The organism is Hyphomicrobium sp. GJ21, from assembly GCF_001006785.1.
Taxonomy (GTDB): Bacteria; Pseudomonadota; Alphaproteobacteria; order Rhizobiales; family Hyphomicrobiaceae; genus Hyphomicrobium_B.
This window is the reverse complement of sequence record NZ_CDHO01000003.1, coordinates 101,652-118,310: the sequence shown is the minus strand read 5'-3', so window position 1 is coordinate 118,310 and position 16,659 is coordinate 101,652. Positions and strand designations below refer to the sequence as shown.

At 60.8% G+C, this 16,659-nt stretch carries 20 protein-coding genes and 1 tRNA gene; 11 read left to right on the top strand and 10 right to left on the bottom strand.

The window, feature by feature from the left end:
- On the bottom strand, positions 1-309 hold the full coding sequence (locus tag HYPGJ_RS08900) for a polyhydroxyalkanoic acid system family protein (protein ID WP_046848252.1): 309 nt from the start codon (positions 307-309) through the stop codon (positions 1-3).
- Positions 310-377: 68 nt separating this feature from the next.
- On the opposite strand from HYPGJ_RS08900, the gene HYPGJ_RS08895 reads away from it, so the two are divergent.
- Together HYPGJ_RS08895 and HYPGJ_RS08890 are read left to right on the top strand one after the other, a co-directional pair.
- Positions 378-581 carry a hypothetical protein gene (locus HYPGJ_RS08895; RefSeq protein WP_046846901.1) on the top strand — a complete coding sequence of 68 codons (204 nt, stop codon included), beginning with the start codon at positions 378-380 and terminating at the stop codon, positions 579-581.
- Positions 582-699: 118 nt separating this feature from the next.
- Complete coding sequence (locus HYPGJ_RS08890) at positions 700-1,158, top strand: hypothetical protein (RefSeq protein ID WP_046846900.1); 459 nt, start codon at positions 700-702, stop codon at positions 1,156-1,158.
- A gap of 336 nt (positions 1,159-1,494) precedes the next feature.
- Here HYPGJ_RS08890 and HYPGJ_RS08885 read toward each other — a convergent pair whose 3' ends face one another.
- On the bottom strand, positions 1,495-1,755 hold the full coding sequence (locus HYPGJ_RS08885; protein WP_244466059.1) for a hypothetical protein: 261 nt from the start codon (positions 1,753-1,755) through the stop codon (positions 1,495-1,497).
- 222 nt (positions 1,756-1,977) lie between these two features.
- On the opposite strand from HYPGJ_RS08885, the gene HYPGJ_RS08880 reads away from it, so the two are divergent.
- On the top strand, positions 1,978-2,241 hold the full coding sequence (locus HYPGJ_RS08880) for a hypothetical protein (RefSeq protein WP_046846898.1): 264 nt from the start codon (positions 1,978-1,980) through the stop codon (positions 2,239-2,241).
- A 50-nt stretch (positions 2,242-2,291) separates the two neighbouring features.
- Here HYPGJ_RS08880 and HYPGJ_RS08875 read toward each other — a convergent pair whose 3' ends face one another.
- The 3 genes from HYPGJ_RS08875 to HYPGJ_RS08865 all read right to left on the bottom strand — a co-directional run bounded on the left by HYPGJ_RS08875 (position 2,292) and on the right by HYPGJ_RS08865 (position 4,735).
- Entirely contained in the window at positions 2,292-3,368 is a 1,077-nt protein-coding gene (locus tag HYPGJ_RS08875; protein ID WP_046846897.1) for an ROK family protein, read from the bottom strand.
- 151 nt (positions 3,369-3,519) lie between these two features.
- A complete protein-coding gene (gene idi, locus HYPGJ_RS08870) occupies positions 3,520-4,050 on the bottom strand; it encodes an isopentenyl-diphosphate Delta-isomerase (protein ID WP_046846896.1) in 531 nt (176 codons plus the stop codon).
- A 148-nt stretch (positions 4,051-4,198) separates the two neighbouring features.
- Positions 4,199-4,735, bottom strand: coding sequence for a hypothetical protein (locus tag HYPGJ_RS08865; protein WP_046846895.1), 537 nt, complete (start codon positions 4,733-4,735; stop codon positions 4,199-4,201).
- Positions 4,736-5,022: 287 nt separating this feature from the next.
- Here HYPGJ_RS08865 and HYPGJ_RS08860 point away from each other — a divergent pair, with 287 nt between their 5' ends.
- The 5 genes from HYPGJ_RS08860 to HYPGJ_RS08840 all read left to right on the top strand — a co-directional run bounded on the left by HYPGJ_RS08860 (position 5,023) and on the right by HYPGJ_RS08840 (position 10,083).
- Positions 5,023-5,391 (top strand): DUF2946 family protein, encoded by a 369-nt coding sequence (locus tag HYPGJ_RS08860; RefSeq protein ID WP_046846894.1) that lies wholly within the window; start codon positions 5,023-5,025, stop codon positions 5,389-5,391.
- Between the two features lie 89 nt (positions 5,392-5,480).
- On the top strand, positions 5,481-7,961 hold the full coding sequence (locus HYPGJ_RS08855; RefSeq protein ID WP_046846893.1) for a TonB-dependent receptor: 2,481 nt from the start codon (positions 5,481-5,483) through the stop codon (positions 7,959-7,961).
- 3 nt (positions 7,962-7,964) lie between these two features.
- Positions 7,965-9,191 (top strand): sialidase family protein, encoded by a 1,227-nt coding sequence (locus HYPGJ_RS08850; RefSeq protein ID WP_046846892.1) that lies wholly within the window; start codon positions 7,965-7,967, stop codon positions 9,189-9,191.
- Positions 9,188-9,685, top strand: a complete 498-nt coding sequence (locus HYPGJ_RS08845; protein ID WP_046846891.1) for a hypothetical protein — start codon at positions 9,188-9,190, stop codon at positions 9,683-9,685. Before HYPGJ_RS08850 ends, HYPGJ_RS08845 begins: the two co-directional genes overlap by 4 nt.
- Before the next feature lie 140 nt (positions 9,686-9,825).
- Complete coding sequence (locus HYPGJ_RS08840) at positions 9,826-10,083, top strand: GlsB/YeaQ/YmgE family stress response membrane protein (protein ID WP_046848251.1); 258 nt, start codon at positions 9,826-9,828, stop codon at positions 10,081-10,083.
- A 117-nt stretch (positions 10,084-10,200) separates the two neighbouring features.
- Here HYPGJ_RS08840 and HYPGJ_RS08835 read toward each other — a convergent pair whose 3' ends face one another.
- Together HYPGJ_RS08835 and HYPGJ_RS08830 are read right to left on the bottom strand one after the other, a co-directional pair.
- Positions 10,201-11,181: a nitronate monooxygenase gene (locus tag HYPGJ_RS08835; RefSeq protein ID WP_046846890.1), complete on the bottom strand. Its 981-nt coding sequence runs from the start codon at positions 11,179-11,181 to the stop codon at positions 10,201-10,203.
- 25 nt (positions 11,182-11,206) lie between these two features.
- The gene (locus tag HYPGJ_RS08830; RefSeq protein ID WP_046848250.1) at positions 11,207-11,644 is read right to left on the bottom strand and encodes an Rrf2 family transcriptional regulator; all 438 of its coding nucleotides are present in this window, start codon (positions 11,642-11,644) and stop codon (positions 11,207-11,209) included.
- A gap of 95 nt (positions 11,645-11,739) precedes the next feature.
- On the opposite strand from HYPGJ_RS08830, the gene HYPGJ_RS08825 reads away from it, so the two are divergent.
- Entirely contained in the window at positions 11,740-12,150 is a 411-nt protein-coding gene (locus HYPGJ_RS08825; RefSeq protein ID WP_046846889.1) for a group III truncated hemoglobin, read from the top strand.
- 30 nt (positions 12,151-12,180) lie between these two features.
- On the opposite strand, the gene HYPGJ_RS08820 is transcribed toward HYPGJ_RS08825, so the two are convergent.
- Positions 12,181-12,978 carry a hypothetical protein gene (locus HYPGJ_RS08820; RefSeq protein WP_046846888.1) on the bottom strand — a complete coding sequence of 266 codons (798 nt, stop codon included), beginning with the start codon at positions 12,976-12,978 and terminating at the stop codon, positions 12,181-12,183.
- 127 nt (positions 12,979-13,105) lie between these two features.
- A complete protein-coding gene (locus tag HYPGJ_RS08815; protein ID WP_244466058.1) occupies positions 13,106-13,615 on the bottom strand; it encodes a TetR/AcrR family transcriptional regulator in 510 nt (169 codons plus the stop codon).
- Positions 13,616-13,732: 117 nt separating this feature from the next.
- Between HYPGJ_RS08815 and HYPGJ_RS08810 the strand changes: the two genes are divergently transcribed.
- Together HYPGJ_RS08810 and HYPGJ_RS08805 are read left to right on the top strand one after the other, a co-directional pair.
- Complete coding sequence (locus tag HYPGJ_RS08810; protein ID WP_046848248.1) at positions 13,733-15,253, top strand: MFS transporter; 1,521 nt, start codon at positions 13,733-13,735, stop codon at positions 15,251-15,253.
- A 293-nt stretch (positions 15,254-15,546) separates the two neighbouring features.
- Positions 15,547-15,620, top strand: a tRNA-Gly gene (locus HYPGJ_RS08805).
- 36 nt (positions 15,621-15,656) lie between these two features.
- Here the strand turns inward: HYPGJ_RS08805 and HYPGJ_RS08800 are convergent.
- Positions 15,657-16,469: a quinoprotein dehydrogenase-associated SoxYZ-like carrier gene (locus HYPGJ_RS08800; protein ID WP_046846887.1), complete on the bottom strand. Its 813-nt coding sequence runs from the start codon at positions 16,467-16,469 to the stop codon at positions 15,657-15,659.
- Between the last annotated feature and the right edge of the window lie 190 nt (positions 16,470-16,659).

Sequence of the window (16,659 nt, the reverse complement as noted above, 5' to 3'; positions counted from 1 at the left end):
CTATTTCTTTTCGAGCAGGATCTGAGCGCGCGACTTGATTGTCGACTGAACGACCTCGGCGACCTTCTGCAGGAACCACGGAAGCACGACTTCGATGCGCACGCTGTCGTCTTCGACGTCGGCCGTCCCTTCCGCGGTCTGGCCAAGGGCGGTGAAACGAAAAGCGAGCCGGTTGTCGGTCCAGGTCTCCTCGTCGATCTTGAGGACCGGCAGGTTCGCAGACGCCGATCCGAGGCCCGACTTCAGTCGGCGGATTGCTTCCTCCTTGCCGAGGCTATGTGGAATGGTAACCAAAACGGGTTTCGTCATCATCGGCTCCTGGCGCGCGGGCGGTCACATTAGCGGAACTCGCATGATCGTGTCGCGGTTCGCGAGTCATGGCGCAGATGACCTCGGAAGACCTGCGAAACCTATGCCTCCGGCGCGCCAAGGCCTTAAGACGCCGGATCGACGATCTCAAAGCATCCGGCCCTGGGCATCCGCTTGTTGGTGTCGATTTCCTGGCGGACGTCGAAAAGACACTGGACGGCTGGGAAATGTACGAGGAGGCATTGGCGCGAGAACGGAAACGTGATTGCTGACGCGTTTACTCTGCCGGGATCTTTCCCGAGCCATTCCGGCGCATTTCATCTAGGAGGCGGGGAACGGGCCGGGGGTTCGCTCGTTTGTTGTTCGGTGGCGGTGGCGTAGGCAATTACCGTGAACTCCCGTTCGATTGCAGTGCTGGTACTCTATGCGACGCTGATGACCGGCTTGACGGCGGCCATCGCCAAAGTCGGCGCCGCTATGGCTCGGCAGACGGCTGGGTTGCTGGTGCTGGCAGACCGGCCCGACCAGCCGGTTTCACGGGTCGAAAAGGGTCTCGAGGTGCAGGCCCGGGTCTCCGACTTCCAGCCGGTCAGCCACGTTATCGAACTCCACGCTTATCCCGCGACCGACGCCTCTGCCGTGGCTTTGGCCAGTGCGATGGACACGGCTGAGGGCGCTGAACTGCCCGACAAAGCTTTCTCCGCGACCGCACCGAAGCTTGCGGCGAGAGCGGTCAAGCCGCGGGTCGCAGGGTGGATCAGGCGGGCTCCCCGCGTTTCCGTGCCCGCGATCGAATTCCACGAGTCGACCGCGCAGCTTATTCAGCGGCATCTGCGCGCTGAGATGTAGTTCGAGATTTCTGCAGGAATCGGCGTTTTAAATGGGTTTGTCCTGCAACTTGATGCGGGCGCGTCACAACCGCGCTGAAATCAGTCCGCCGCACCACAAGTGGACTTGCCCATTTATCCCCAAATCAGATTGTTTACGTATGCCGACGGCAGCAGTCGTGCCGCGTAGTTGTTGCTCCCGGATTTACGGGATGACTTCTCCCCCGAAGTCAATATCGGCTGGGGCAGAACACACGCCGTCCCCAATAGCGGTTCTGTCAGGGCGATAAGCTCAAAAGAGAGCGGCCGAATGTGCCGCTCTCTTTTCGTTTGGACTCCATCTCAACGCGCGAGGCGTTTAGCGCTGCTGCTCGCCGGTCGCCGGTTTGCAGATGATCTCGGCCTGCGTACAGGTCGCCTCCCGCACATCGATCAGCGGTTTGCAATTGGGCGGGGCTTCGCTTTTTCCCGCCTTGGCGCACTTGTCGGCGTTGGCTGTCGCGTCCTTGCAGAGCTGGCGCATGTCCTCGCAGCCCTGATCGGCAAATGCCGGGGATGCGAGCGTTAAGGCCGCTGCCGCCAGAGCGACGAGCATCAGGCGAGCGAACCGCTGATGCATAAGACTCGGCATAACACTGCAATAGAAGTTTTTGCTCATCTTGATCCTGATGTCGCGGCCGTCGGCAAATCCGGTGCGGATGCTTGGCGAAAAAAATTCGTAGCCGTTCGCTCTGAATTTCGCCTCATGAAAATCAAACAGTGCATAACTCGTGCGACATCTTCACTTGCCGCAATCGAAGCCGGAGAGTGGGGGCGGGCGCTGCGACGGGGGAACAGCCGAATGATGCAAGACATCGGGCTGATGTACATTGAGGGTGAAGTCAAAGGCGGGCAGCTGACGGGCCGCACCGTGCTTGTCATCGAGACGTCGCGGGAGATCGATCCCGCACAGCCGGGATATTCCGCGACTGAGCTTCGTCGGCTCGTCTCGGTGGCATCCGCCAAGTGGGAACGCAACTTCGGTCCCGCAGATCTCGTCCGTCTCGACTACCAGCCTGCGTTCGACCGCGTTTTGACGCCTGAGAAACGCAGCTTCAAAGCCTGACGGGCGCAACTTCATCGATTGCGGTGACTACGCTCAGTGAGCGCTGGGCTTCACTTTGCTTTTTTGGGAGGCTTGCGGTTCGTGAAGCGGGCGTTTCCGAGGCCGGTTCCGATCGTCAGAATTCCCCAATGCGACCGGTCTCTCATGTAGGGCAGCTCGCTCAAACCCTGCACGACAGCGTCGTTGTGGATCACGATCATCGTCTCGCTGTCGCCGATCTGTTTGATGTTCTCGCGAATGATCTGCGGGAGATTGAACCGGCTGCTTTCCCAGTTTCCCGGCAGGTTCTGGCCGCCGCGATCAATCGAGCCGTCGTCCTCGATGATGCCGGGGCAGCCGATGCCGATTACGGGCGCGAGCTCTATCTTGTTCTTGCGCGACCAGGAGAGCAGGTCCTGCAACATTTCCGTCAGACGGTCGGTGGCGCCTTCGCGGTCGACTTCTTCATCGCCGTGACGCCAGAGTTCGGACTTCGCCACCTTCGCTTTCGCGAGGTCGGTGGATTTGCCGAGGTTCAACTCGACGACGCCGGTTCGAAAATTCGTTCCTCCGATATCGACGGCGAGAATTCCGTCGTGGCCTTTGAGCATCCAGGGCGGCAGCAGGTGCGCCGCGCCGATCAGACCGGCTTTGTCCGGATCGTGGCGAATGAGTTCGAGGTCGATGTCGATGTCCTCGGCGCGCAGCAGAAGCGCGGCGCGAGCGACGGCCAGCTCGCCTAGCCGGCTGCCGCGAAATCCGCCGCCGATAGACACGCATTCGGTGTCGCGCCAGTCCTTCGTGCGCAGATACCGGCGAATGACGAATGCAAGCTGTTGCGCGAACTCTTCGATGGCGCTGAGTACGAGGCCGGCCGCCTCGGGTTCACCGGTTGCGAGGATATCCGCAAGCTTCTTCTTGCTCAGCTCTTCCGTAGGCTTGTCGCCGAACGGATCTTCGCCGAGTTCCCGCAGCGGCTTCCGCCATTTGTCGACGTACTCCATGAAGGCGCTTCGGCTCGCCTTGTCGCCGATGAAGCCGTCCTGGTCTTCGATCTCGATGTTGTAGCTGTCGACCGTGACGCTCGGGAGGACGTCAGCCCCGTGCCCAGGCAAGTCGGCTTGGGGTGAAGCTTCTTCTTTGGCCATCGGGTTTCCCGCTCAGTTTTGCGTTTTCCAAACGATTAGAAACGCCTGAGACCGCGCTTTGGCTGCGCCGGGAACGACAATAATTTTTTTGCTGCGGTCAACGCGTCGCTCGAAAAATCTGCGGCGCGCGGGACACTCCGATTGTCGCGCCTTAGGCGACTTCGAGGGGCGGCGACAGAGGCCAGCCAGCCTCGACGTATTTCCGAAACCAGACGGTAAAAGTTTCCGGCGCGGCGGCGATCTCCCGGTGGATCGCGTCCGGGGCGAGCCAGTTGAAGCCGTCGCACTCATCCGGATTGGGCGCGATCGGGCCATCGTAGGTGCCGCGAAATAGATGCACGAGTTCGTGCTCGACCAACCCGTCTTCGAGTTCGGCGCGATAGAGAAAAGTTCCGATCGGCGTCAGCGCGCACGCAAAGCCCATCTCTTCGCCGAGACGCCGCAGCGCCGCGTCACCGCTACGTTCACCGGGACGAGGATGGCCGCAGCAGGAATTCGTCCAGAGCCCGCCCGAATGATATTTGCCGATCTGGCGACGCTGCAGCAGGAGGCGTCCAGCGCTATCCCAGATCAGCACCGAAAACGCCCGGTGCAGGTCACCCCGCCGATGCGTTTCGAGTTTTTCCGCGATGCCGATTTCGTTATCGTCGCGATCGACGAGAACGATCTCTTCCTGAAGCATAGATCAACAATCCCCCGTGCCACCCGCGGCGACCTTAACACAACAAACCGAAGCGGAGGCCGTTTAATGTCCTGGCTGCGGGGCCTTTTGTCGCCGCGCGGTCGCGTGAATGGTCGCTCTCCGTCTGCAAGTATCGTCGGTGCCGGGGTCAGCGGCGGTAGAAATTCATCATGCGCATGAAGGTGCGGTGAATGTCGTCGGCGGGCCGATCGAAGACGCCGAGCGGAATGCGGACGACGTCTTTCGCCGCCATCGTCCACGGTAGGCGCATTAGAAAGCGATGAAGAGGGCGTTTGCGCCAGTCGGTGAGCAGCGCGCGCCCGATCGGTTCTTGCAGCGTGATGAGAAGTTCGTGACTGCCGGAGCCTCGGATTTCGGTCCACACCATCTCCATCTGCTTGATCGATCGCCAGGAGATAATGCCGAGGCCGTCGGCGAAGATGCCGTATTGGCTTGCGCCGATGCGTGGCCTGCCGGTCTCGAGCAGGGGATAGTTATGATAGGCGTAGCCGAAAGCGATGAGCGACAGCGCGATCAGCGGAAGATTGTCGAGCACAACGCCCGCCGTCGCTAGTCCTGCCGCGACCACGGCCACGACGTAGACCGGGAACTGCAGCTCCTCGCGCTCATAGGCGACGGAGTAGCCATACGAATGGTCGTGGCCCACGGTTGTCGTGCTTTCCATCAGAACCCGTCATAGGCGTTAAACAAGGAGCGTGCCAGATCGAGGCAGGCTGTTAGAGTGCTGATGTCGCTCGATTAAGTGAGCGGCGAGCCGCAAACGCTGATTTTTCTGCTCAAGCTGTAAGCGTTCCAATCTGCGAATGCCGGTATTTGCGGCAGTCCGGATACGCATGCCATGCGTCGCTGCCAGGGAGCGGAGTGCCGGACTACGTAGTCACCCCCGGTTGCGACCCCTGGCGGGCGAAGTTAATGTGGCCCCGTCCGATTCCGCTTCGGCGAAGAGATCACATGCGCCGTTACGTCAGTTTTCTGATCGGCCTCGCGTTCGTCGTGCGCAGCTTGTTGCCCGTCGGCTTCATGCTCGCGGCTACGAGCGCGAACGCGGGCGATATCGGCATCGTGATCTGTACCGGTCACGGTCCGCTGACGGTCGACGATACCGGCGCGCCGTTGCAGCAGAAATCTCCGTTGTCCGGAAAGGACATCTGTCCCTATGCTCCGGTTGGCGCCGTCGCTGTCGATCATGACACGCCGCATTTGCTCGCTCGAACCGTCAGCTACGCGGAGCTGACCTTCCGGATCACGCGCGAACTTTTCAGCGCTACACCCATCGCCGGCGCGCAATCGGCGCGCGGCCCACCTGCCGTTCTGATCTGAGTATCTCGCGTCCAAGCGCGATCGCCGTAGAGACCAACAGGTCCCGGCCTCGCATCGTCGCAGCTTCAGTTCAGTCGGGTCATCAGGAAATGCTCATTCAGGCGGATCGCCTCAAGGCGGGGCCGCGTACCGCGCGCAAGCTCCACGTCACCTCTCACAGCAGCACTTTTGCTCTGCTTGCCGTCCTGTCGTTGATGGCGACCGGAGGCGCGGCGCAAGCTCAGGACGCACAAGCGCAAGACTCCATCAGTCTGCCGGACGTCACCGTGCAGCAGGAGGCGCAGAAGGCGGCGGCTCAAGCGACTGCCCAGAAGTCGTCGGCAACCGCTAAAAAGAAAGTGGTTGCGAAGCGACCGGCCGAGCCTTCCGGTGTTCCGAAGCCAGCGCCCGCGCCGACCGACGTTGCGGGCGCGCCGTCGCCGCTGCCCGGGGCCAACCTCTCGCTTTCGCCTGTGGCCGGAAATCCGGGAGCCCCGTCGAGTTCGGTCGCTTCCGTTCCGGGCGCCTCGGGCGCCGGAGCGCAAACGGCAACCGGCATCGACATGGCGCGGTATGCAAACACGCCGGTCTTTTCCGTCACCGACATCCTGCATGACGTTCCGGGCGTTTCTCTGAAGCAGGGCAACGGTCCCCGCGACATGGGCATCTCGATCCGCGGATCGAATGCGCGCAACGGCTTCGGCATTCGCAACATCGTCATTCTCGACGACGGGTTCTCCGTCACGCAGCCGGACGGTCTATCGCGTAGCGACCTGATCGATCCGCACGCCTATTCGGGCGTCGATGTATGGCGCGGGCCGTCGTCGGCTCTGTTCGGGAATTACGCGACGGGCGGCGCGATCAACTTCCGCACGTGGCCAGGCGGTGTCATCGACGGCATCGAGTACGGCGTGGACGTTGGAAGCTTCAATTACCTGAACAATTATGTCGTCGGCGGCAAGAAGGGTGAGAACTGGGAAGCGTCGATCTTTTCGAGCGACGTTCGCGGCGACGGATATTACGGCTACAGCGATTTCAACACCCAGACCGTCAACGCGCTGATCACCTATCAGCCCTCGTCGACGGACACGTTTACGTTCAAGTTCATCAACAATAATGTCTACACGGAACTCCCGTTCCGCATGTCACTGAACAACTTCAACATCAACCCGTATCAGAAGGGCTGCAAGACTTACGCAACGGCGGCGGCGGGCTGCGAGACGCTCAGCTTCATGGGCACGCGTCAGACGGCGGAGCAGGCTGGCGCAAACCGCGACGACCGGCGGACGATCGGAGGCGTGCGCTGGGATCACGAATTCAGCGCTTCGACGACGGGGCAGGTGCAGGTCGTCATCGACGATCGCAACATCAGCCAGCCGACCGGGACGACGCGCGCGCTCGGCGACTATCTTTCCTACAACGTCACCGCTGGTGTCACGAACACAGCGACGTTCGCCGGTTTGCCGATGCGTTCCTACCTTGGCGCGTTCTGGAATTACTTGCCGGTCGACGCTCAGACCATCCTTCTTGCGCCGCGCGATAGCGTATTGAATGATCGCCTGCAGTCGGATCAAGTCGGCTCAACGGAGAATTTTGGCGCGCGGGCGCGTCATGAGGTCAAGCTTACGGATGACGTGGCCGTCATCGCAGGTGCAACGGTTGAACGCACCTCGTTGGATGGTACACAGCGAAGTTACAATGCGGGCGGCGCGATTACCCAGACCGTCAGCGTCGGACGCGAGATGACAAACGTCGCGCCGGAAGTCGGACTGCTCTACACGCCGAACGATCAATGGCAGCTTCGCGCACGTATCGGCACGGGTTACGGGACGCCGCAGTTTTCCAATCTGTTCATCCAGCCGGACGGAAACCCGGGCAACAACACGGATCTCAAAACGCAATCGAACATCGGCTACGATCTCGGCGCGGACTGGACGCCCGTCAAAGGCGTGACGCTGAGCGTCACCGGCTTCTACGAGTTCTTTACCAACGAGATCGTTTCGCAGGCGTCGCTGACGCCGGGCGGATCGAACTTCAGCTACAACGCGCCCGCCTCCGAGCATCGCGGCGTCGAGGTGATGGCCAATGTCGCGTTAACTGACAGCGTGCGACTGACGGCGGCGTATCTCTACAACAATCAAATCTATACCGATTACGATGAAGTCGTGTCCGGCGCGCCCAATGCGGTCAGCCGGGCCGGGAACAAAATCCCGGGCGTCTCATCCAATGAGCTGACGGCGCGAGTGAGCTACGACACGCCGTCCGGGATTTACAAAGGCGTCGGCGCCTACGTCGAATACCAGTGGCATGACGGTTTCTACATGGAAAACGCCAACCTGCTTTGGGCCCCGGGATACCAGACGGTCGACGTCAACGTGCATTACGAGATGACGCTGAATTGGGGACCGGTCAAATCGTTCCTCGCTTATTTCGAAGTCCGCAATGTGCTTGACGAAGTCTATATCGCGTCCGCCAACAATATCGCAGACAGGAACGGGTCGACGGCGGAGACGCTCGCTCAAACTGGAACGGGCTCCATCTACGCCGGAGCGCCGCGCACGTTTTACGGCGGCATGAAAGTGAGGTTCTGAGTGATGCGTACACATCTCAAATTGGCCGCGTTGCTTTTGCTCGCTGCCTCCGCAGGCGTCGCCAATCTTGCGCAAGCGCACGATGGAGCTTCGCATCATCATGAGACGGCTGCGGCGTGCGCGTCCTCGGAGCTTGCCTGCGCGAGCGTCGCCACCGGCGCGTTTGCTCCAGACGGCAAGCTCTGGCTGACGTGGTCGGCGGGCGGGCGCATTTCGATCGCAAGCTCGCCGGATCTCGGGAAAACGTTTTCGACGCCGGTCACGCTGCCTGCGACGAAGCTGCCGCTCGATGACGGACCGGATGCGCGTCCGAAACTCGCCTTCGGACCCAACGATCGTGTCGCCGTCACGTACGCGTCGCGGGACGAAAAATACAACGGACACGCTTTCATCGCGCGATCGGCTGACGGAGGCAAAACGTTCTCCGAGCCTCAGCCGATCACCATGGACTCGCCGAGCCAGCGCTTCGAGACGGCGGTATTCGATCCGAATGGCCGGGTGTTCGTCGCCTGGATCGACAAGCGCAACGTCGCCGCCGCGAAGAAGCAAGGCAAAAAGTATGCGGGCGCGGCGCTCGCTTACGCGTGGGACGACAAGCCGGGCGGTGCGCTCGAAGCAGCATCCATCGCGCGTGACAATTCCTGCGAATGCTGCCGCATCGCCGTCGCGTTCAAAAGCTCGGGCGAGCCGGTCGTAATGTTCCGCAACATTTTCGACGGCGGCATTCGCGATCACGCGACGATCACGTTCTCGGACGCTGGAAAGCCCGGGCAGTTGTATCGTGTGAGCGAGGATGATGCGAAGATCGATGCGTGCCCGCATCAGGGACCGAGCCTCGCAATCGGCAGCGACGGCGCTTATCACGCGACGTGGTTCGCACTCGGGCGCAAGCTGAAGGGCGTCTACTACGCGCACTCTGAGGATGGCGGCAAGACGTTCTCGGAGCCGCTGCGGATTGGTGATCAGAACGCGCAGATTTCGCGCCCGTATGTCTTGGCGGCAGGCGGCACGGTTTATCTCGCCTACAAATCCTTCGACGGCGAGAAAACCAGTATCGATCTGATGACGTCGCACGACGGCGGACGCACGTGGAGCAGGCCGCGGACTGTCGCCTCGGCGGCGAACGCGTCGGATCATCCGTTGCTCATCGCTCGGCAGGCGAGCGTTTATCTGTCATGGCTGACGATGAAAGAAGGCTATCGACTGATCGCTCTGGAACCGCAGTCATGAACGCTGTCGTGCGTATTGCGTCCGTTCTGATGTTCGTCTGGTGTGCGTGCGTTCAAGCGGCGGCCGAGCCGCCGCGCACGTTCGACAGCGCAAGCTGGCAGACGCTTCTCGATGGACGTAAGGGTCAGCCGGTGATCGTGCACTTCTGGGGTTTTTCGTGCGGCAACTGCATGGTCGAGCTGGGAGACTGGGGGAAATTTGCAGCCGCGCATGCCGATACGACGATCGCATTCGTGAATTGGGACCGCCGCGGCGCCGATCCGAAGCGCATCGAAAAAGCGCTCGCGAAATCCGGGCTCGGAAACGTCCAGAGCTTCAGCCTCGCGAACGGGTTTGAAGAGAAGCTGCGCTTCGCCGTCGATCACGATTGGATGGGCGAACTACCGTACACGCGCCTCATCGCACGCGACGGCACGGTCACGACATTTTCCGGCGCCGCCGATTTCAAGAGTCTGTCGCAATGGCTGGGCGATGCCCGGCAAAGTCAGAGATAGCCGCGCCGCACAATCTCTCTCTCGTTCTGTTGCCTCGCAGGAACTTTGTTTGCAAGCTTGTCAACGGCCGTTTTGCCGCAGATGATCATGCTGAACCGATTCGTGTGCGTGGAGGCTCAAACCGAGAGGAAGACATGGATATTGATCTCCAGTCACTGATCATCTGGCTGCTTATCGGTGCTATTGCCGGTTGGCTCGCCGGGCAAATCATGAAAGGCGGCGGATTTGGTCTCGTCGGCGATATCATCGTCGGCATCGTCGGAGCGTTCATCGCCGGTATTTTGTTCCCAAGGCTCGGCTTTGCGTTTGGTAACCCGATTGTCGGATCCATCATTGCTGCCGTCGTCGGCGCGTGTCTCTTGCTGTTCATTCTGCGATTGGTTCGCCGTGGCCCATAGGCGCGCGCGACTCGGACGGTACTGAATTTGACACAACGTGAAGCCGGCTGCTCGCCGCAGCCGGTGGAAGCTTCGCGTTTTAGATTGTCGCTGCTCCGTTCAGTCGCGCACCACGATCTAAGCCTGCGAGACGATTTCGCGGGGCTTCGATAGAAGCAGGTCTTCGGCTTCGCGCATCAGCCGTTCGATGATCTCTGCCGCAGGTTCGATCGAACGGATCAGGCCGACAACCTCACCGACGAAGGTGTTGCTCTTTTCGGGATCGCCTTCGATCCAGCCGGCGCGGTATTTCGCAGCTTCCTCATCGGCGACCGCGATCAGCTCGGCTTCGCGTCCGTGCCAGCGGCCAATGAATTCGTTGATGAGAACGCGGGCGCTGTATTGCTTCGGCCATTCGAGCTTACGCGCCAGATCCATTGTCTGCGAGCGAATGGTTTCGTCGCCCGTCGCGCTCAACGCGGCGTCGTGCATGCGCTGGCTGACGTTGGCTTCCTTTGACGCCCAAAGGCGTGATCCGACCATCACCCCGTCAGCGCCGAGCATCAATGCGGCGGCGACTGTGCGGCCGTCGCCAATTCCGCCTGCTGCGCAAAGAATGGTGTCGGGATAGTCCTTCGCAATAAGGTCCGCGACTTCGGGAACGATCGAGAGTGTTCCGCGGCTTTGTCCGTGTCCGCCGGCTTCGGCGCCCTGAGCCACGATAACGTCGGCGCCGCAGGCCATCGCGTGTGCTGCGTCGCGCCGGGTTTGCACCTGGCAGATCAGTGTCACGCCCGCGTCCTTGATGCGCTTGGCGAAGGGCTCGGGGTTTCCGAACGACAGGATGATGGCTTTCGGCTTGTTCGACAGCGCCAGATCGAGAAGCGCCGGCTGCTTGGCGAGCGACCAAGTGATGAATCCGCAGCCGACGGGTTGATTGCCCGCAGCGCGAAATTCCTGCGCGATCCAGTCCGCGTCACCGTATCCGCCGCCGATCAGGCCAAGGCCGCCGGCCGCGGAAACCGCAGCCGCAAGACGACCGCCCGCTGCCCATGCCATCGGTGCGCAGATGATTGGATGCCGTAGTCCAAGCCGTTCCGTCAGTCGTGTCTTGAGCACGCCGCTCCCCCTTTCATACCGGCCCTTAGCTTATGAAGGGTCGTAACTCGCGTAAGATGGAATTCCTGTTTGAAAGAATGTCGGCCAGCGTCCATTCATCGAGTTCCGCGAGGAAGGCGTCGATTGCGCGCCGCAAAGCGAGCCGCAGCCGGCAGCTTTGCGAGATGCGGCACATGTTGGATTCGCCGAAACATTCGACGACGTGAAAATCCTCTTCGACGACCCGCAGCACTTCGCCGATCGTCAGGTTTTCGGCAGGGCGTCCGAGACGAAGTCCGCCGCCGCGCCCCCGCAACGTCTTGACGAAGCCGTGCTTCGCAAGCTTGTTGACGACTTTCATGAGGTGATTTTCGGAGATCGCGTAGACTTTCGCGATTTCCTGGATCGTCGCCAGGCGGTCCTCTCGCGCTCCGAGATACATGAGTACGCGAAGCGCATAGTCGGAATGGACTGTTAGCCGCATCGGAGGGTCCGTCGAACGGTTGCCGGAAACAGGCAAAACACCTTAAGGTGCAATCTCAGTACATCTTATGAAGTCTAACGGCAAGAGCCTCCGCCATGTCGTATCATCCCCCGCATCCAAAAGCGCCCGGACTGTCCGTCGGGATTGACGAGGCCATGGTTGCGGATCTGGTCAATCGTTTCTACGCCAAGGTGCGGCAGGACGAGTTGCTCGGTCCCGTCTTCAATTCGCGCATCGAGGATTGGGACGAGCACTTGGCGAAGCTCAGCGCGTTCTGGTCGTCCGTCGTTCTGATGACGGGCCGCTACAAAGGGCAGCCGATGCCCGCTCATGTCGCGATTTCCGAAATCGGCGAAGACCATTTTCTGCGCTGGTTGGAACTGTTCGCCGAGACTGCGAAGGCCGTCTGCCCGCCGGACGCCGCAGCCTTGTTCGTCGATCGCTCGCAACGGATCGCGCAGTCGCTTCAGCTTGGTATTGCCGCGAGCAAGGGCATTATCGCGTAGACGCAGGCTTCGCGACGCTGCGCGCTTTCGCTAAACGCTCGCTTCGGCTTCGATCAAGCGTTGACGTTCGCGTCCGGCGAGGAGCGGCCGGCCGATATAGCGATCGAGTTCGCCGCGCCGCAAAAGACGCCATGGCTCGATGAGGCTGACGAAGCGCGCCTGACTTGCCTGATCGCGATAGCGCGGATCGTAGCGCCATATGCGCCAAGCGCTGAGATAGCGAAGACGCATAAGGCGCGCCGCATCGAAAAGCGCACGCATGAACGGCAAGCTTCTGATTCCCGCGACGATTGCGCGGTGCGTCGATCCGAAGGTTTTCCAATACCAGCTGCCGAACAACATGTCGGCAGCACGTACCCAAATTCTGCGCACGGTCGGGACGAGAAACGCGATCGGAAACACAACGAGAAAGAAATGCAGATAAACCTGGCTCGCGATCAGGCAAACGACAGCAGCGATTTTCGCGAATAAAGGCGCTTCATGCCATGTGCGCTGCGCGAACCGGGCCGCGGTATGGACTTTCTCGCGCCAGCCATGTGCTCGCCGGACGGTCTTGTCGCTGACGATGACGCTTGCGGCATATCCGAGGCCTATGCTCGCTCCCGCCGCGAGAAACCGCGAAAGCCGCCGTAATCCGACGCCCTGCGCCAAGAGTTTCAGAAAGCTTCCGGCGGAACGTGCGATGATGTTGCGGACAAGGATGATGCCGTTGGACAGAAATCGCGCCGCGGCTCCGATGGCGTCTTGTCCGGTAGCGGCGTAGATCGCCACGAAAGACGCTATGAAGAGAAACGCGAAAGCAGCGTACCAGCCTTTGCCCTTTCTCATCGTTCCCCACCCGCTCTTGCGGTTCCTGCGACGCCACCCCGGCAAAGCGTATCATCCCGGCTTGCGGGGCATCATTTCGACGCAACGACACTCGGCATTTTGCTTCCGGACTGTGTCTGCCGCCGACTTAGCTTTTCTTCAGCAAGCGTTCAAAGACGCTTTCGACGTCGTCGAGAAAAGCGCTCCATTCCCCATTTTCGTCTATGCCGGAAATGCGCAGCATGAACAGTCCCTCGACTGCCAATAGCGCAACCCGCGCGGCCTGTGCGTCTTCCGCTGACCCGCTCAAGTGTTTGAACATGGACAGGTACCATTCCCGAGTTTCCGTTACGTTTTCCGGATTCTGGATGTAGGCAATCATCAGCCCAGCCATCTTGGCGTTCATCGCCGCCTGCGAACTTCGCATGACCTTGATGTACCTGCGCACGAGATCGGCGGGCGAAAGCTCATCGATCTCTCCGAGCAATTCTTCGAACTTCTGCGTCCATCTCTCGACCAGCGCGCGGACCAGATCATCCTTCGATGAGAACGAATACTGGACCCCCCCCTTCGATATGCCCGCCGCTTTGGCAAGGGCATCGATGGTCAGCGCAGCTGCGCCTTCGCCGCGAACGAGGCCTTCCGCGATTTCGAGCAAGCCCTCACGCGTGATGGTCGGCTTTCTGCCCAGATTGTCACTCCTTCCTGGTCGGCCTCTATTGAAATACATACGTATGTATTTATATCGCTGAATGCAATGTTCGTCAGGTGAATGATGCCGTCCGCGTCTCTTCCGGCCAACCGCTGGTTTGTCCTCGTCGCTGTCACGCTGGCCTTTCTCCCGGCGGTCCTCGACATGACGATCTTGCATGTCGCCGTCCCGACCCTGACGCAATCCCTGAATGCGTCGGGCACCGAAGTGCTTTGGATCATCGACATCTATTCGTTGCTGATGGCGGGGCTTCTCGTGCCGATGGGTACGCTCGCGGACCGGGTGGGCAATCGCAAGATCCTGCTCATCGGCCTTGTCATGTTCGGCGTCGCATCTGCTTGGGCCGCCTTCGCGCAAAGCGCTGCCATGCTGATCGCCGCGCGCGTGCTGCTGGCGCTCGGCGGCTCGATGATCTTGCCCTGCGTTCTCGGTCTCATCCGCAAAACCTTCGAGGACGAGGATGAGCGCGCCATCGCGCTCGGGCTCTGGGGCATGGTCGGCGCAGCGGGGGCGGCGGTCGGTCCGCTGGTTGGCGGAGCTCTTCTGGAACACTTCTGGTGGGGCTCGGTCTTTCTGATCAACGTGCCGATCATGTTCGTTGTGGTGCCGGCCTGCTATTTCCTGCTGCCGCGCAGCGAGCAGACGACGCCCGGCAAATGGGCGATCGGACAGGCCCTGTTGCTGATCGCAGGCATGATATCGCTTGTGTACGGCATTAAGGCCGGGTTCGGCGGCAAGCAGCCGATGACGACCGTCATTCTCGTCGTTGCGTTCGGACTTGCCGCTCTGACGGTGTTCGCGCGCAAGCAACTGCACTCGTCCAAGCCTATGCTGGACCTCTCCCTGCTGTCTCATCCGGCGATCGTTGCCGGCCTGATCATGGCTATCGTTTCATCAGGAGCGTTGGCCGGCGTCGAACTGACGCTCGCGCAGGAATTGCAATATGTGCTGGGCAAGACGCCGTTGCAGGCCGGGGTCTTCATGATCCCTATCATGGCGGCGGCGGCAGTAGCCGGACCTGTCGCGGGCTATCTCTCCAATTGGTTCGGATTGCGGCTCGTCGCTACGCTTTCGCTCGCAATCTCCGCTATCGCGTTGGTAGGTCTCGCGCGCAGCGATTTCCACGAACCTGGCATCCTCGTTCCGCTCGCGCTTGCTATTCTGGGACTCACGCTCAGCATCGCGCTGACGGCCTCGTCAATCGCCATCATGGGCTCCGTGGATGCGAGCAAGGGCGGTGCGGCAGGCTCGCTAGAGGCGACGGGTTACGAGCTTGGCACTGGTCTTGGCATCAGTCTGTTCGGCGTCTTCACGTCGGCCGTGTTCAGCCGTGCCATCGAACTCCCATCCCACTTGGCGCAGGATTTGGCCGAACAGGCGTCCCGAACGATCGGCGATTCCTACATCGTCGCTGGCCTAATTGGAGGTGAGCAAGGCGCGGCATTGATCGAGGCAGGCAAGGTCGCCTTCTCTCAGGCGCATGCAGTGCTGTTGATGACGGCCGCAGGGGTGATCGCGATGCTGGCGGTCGCGGTGTTCTTCACCTTGGCCGGGTATCGCAATTCTTCCCGTGTGCCTCATTGATCGCGTTTCGATGGTGACATGCCGATCATCGAGATGGCGCGCCTGATCCTGAGGCCCTTCGAATATCCCGGCCTGCGGGGCGGGCAGTGCCCCTTGATGGCCGTTCCGAGACTTGGGAGCGCCGCGCCGGATGCTGGCTGATCCGATCTGCCGCGCGCCGTGAAAATTACGTCACTCCGCCGCGCATCTGTCGCTTCCAAAATCAACCGGAGGCATTTATAGAACCGGATGCTCCGGGAACGAAGTGTTCCTAGCTGCGGCGATTGCTTAAGCAATTGCTTTGGCTACAGGATGCGGGTGTAGCTCAATGGTAGAGCAGCAGCCTTCCAAGCTGAATACGTGGGTTCGATTCCCATCACCCGCTCCATAACCTCGCGGCGAACGCCAATTGGCGGCGCCGGTGTCAAGACGGGTTGCCGGAGCGTCCTGAGAACTTCGTCCCTTCTGTGTCTTCAGCAGTGACCTCGAGGCTGTCGCTCGCGCCCGGCAGATAGCTGAACCGGAAATGCGGGTCTTCGCTGATCGAGATGCCGCCTTCCATGGCGAAGACGAGTTTGCCGTCCGCCGTGACGGACAAATGCGAGATGAAGCGCGCGGGCGGATATCCTCCCGAAAGCTGGTCGATCGCCAAACCTGAAATATTGGGATGCCGCATCATGACTTCGCCGAGGTCGGACTTGCCGGCGTTGCCCGTGGCGGTCCTGATGCGCATCTTGCCGATGGATTTCGCGGCTTCCTCGGCGTCGCGGCTTGCTGGCGCCGAGCAGCCGCCGGAGGCTTTGACGAAAGCCTTCGTCATATACAGTTTGCCGTCCGCGCTTTCCGCGATAGCGCGTACGAACGTGTAACGGTCCACACGAATGCGCGTCGCCAGGGTGCGGGGGCCGCGTCCTGCCGCTTCTCCATACGTAAATGTTGCGACGACCGGAGCAGGATTTTCGTCGGCGATCAGCGTCAGCGATTTGACGTTGTCGGCAAGTTCAGGTGCCAGACGTATCGTGATCGGAACCACGGCGGCGTCTTCGGCGCGTTCCGGAGCCTCCAGCGACAGGAGCCCCTTGCCGTCGATCATCTCCTGCTGCCCGAATGTATCCTTTCGGATGCTGGCCCAGGACGCTTCGTTCTCGTGATTGATTTCTTCCGCGCCGATACCGGCACCGGTCAATGTCAGAGCGGCGATCGCGAAGGCAAAGAGGATGTACTTCGGGCGTGACATCGGCACTCCTGGCTTCGAGTCAGAGAAATGAAATGCATGCAGTGGCAGCATGCTTAGCGCCATTCAGCGTTCGAGCTTTGCCGTAACGGCGCTCGCAATAAAATCGGCGCTTACTTGCACAGCATCCGCGCCAGCAATGGTTTTAGCTGGCCGGTGCCGCAGATCAATCGAGCGGGTGTGGAAGTCTGGC

Bases quoted from the DNA above. Each gene is read 5' to 3' on its own strand.
- HYPGJ_RS08860 (WP_046846894.1), top strand. From the start codon at position 5,023: ATGCGCCGTTACGTCAGTTTTCTGATCGGCCTCGCGTTCGTCGTGCGC.
- HYPGJ_RS08900 (WP_046848252.1), bottom strand. From the start codon at position 309: ATGACGAAACCCGTTTTGGTTACCATTCCACATAGCCTCGGCAAGGAG.
- HYPGJ_RS08895 (WP_046846901.1), top strand. From the start codon at position 378: ATGGCGCAGATGACCTCGGAAGACCTGCGAAACCTATGCCTCCGGCGC.
- HYPGJ_RS08845 (WP_046846891.1), top strand. From the start codon at position 9,188: ATGAACGCTGTCGTGCGTATTGCGTCCGTTCTGATGTTCGTCTGGTGT.
- HYPGJ_RS08880 (WP_046846898.1), top strand. From the start codon at position 1,978: ATGATGCAAGACATCGGGCTGATGTACATTGAGGGTGAAGTCAAAGGC.
- HYPGJ_RS08800 (WP_046846887.1), bottom strand. From the start codon at position 16,469: ATGTCACGCCCGAAGTACATCCTCTTTGCCTTCGCGATCGCCGCTCTG.
- HYPGJ_RS08875 (WP_046846897.1), bottom strand. From the start codon at position 3,368: ATGGCCAAAGAAGAAGCTTCACCCCAAGCCGACTTGCCTGGGCACGGG.
- HYPGJ_RS08830 (WP_046848250.1), bottom strand. From the start codon at position 11,644: ATGCGGCTAACAGTCCATTCCGACTATGCGCTTCGCGTACTCATGTAT.
- HYPGJ_RS08865 (WP_046846895.1), bottom strand. From the start codon at position 4,735: ATGGAAAGCACGACAACCGTGGGCCACGACCATTCGTATGGCTACTCC.
- HYPGJ_RS08855 (WP_046846893.1), top strand. From the start codon at position 5,481: ATGCTCATTCAGGCGGATCGCCTCAAGGCGGGGCCGCGTACCGCGCGC.
- HYPGJ_RS08885 (WP_244466059.1), bottom strand. From the start codon at position 1,755: ATGCATCAGCGGTTCGCTCGCCTGATGCTCGTCGCTCTGGCGGCAGCG.
- idi (WP_046846896.1), bottom strand. From the start codon at position 4,050: ATGCTTCAGGAAGAGATCGTTCTCGTCGATCGCGACGATAACGAAATC.
- HYPGJ_RS08825 (WP_046846889.1), top strand. From the start codon at position 11,740: ATGTCGTATCATCCCCCGCATCCAAAAGCGCCCGGACTGTCCGTCGGG.
- HYPGJ_RS08820 (WP_046846888.1), bottom strand. From the start codon at position 12,978: ATGAGAAAGGGCAAAGGCTGGTACGCTGCTTTCGCGTTTCTCTTCATA.
- HYPGJ_RS08850 (WP_046846892.1), top strand. From the start codon at position 7,965: ATGCGTACACATCTCAAATTGGCCGCGTTGCTTTTGCTCGCTGCCTCC.
- HYPGJ_RS08810 (WP_046848248.1), top strand. From the start codon at position 13,733: ATGCCGTCCGCGTCTCTTCCGGCCAACCGCTGGTTTGTCCTCGTCGCT.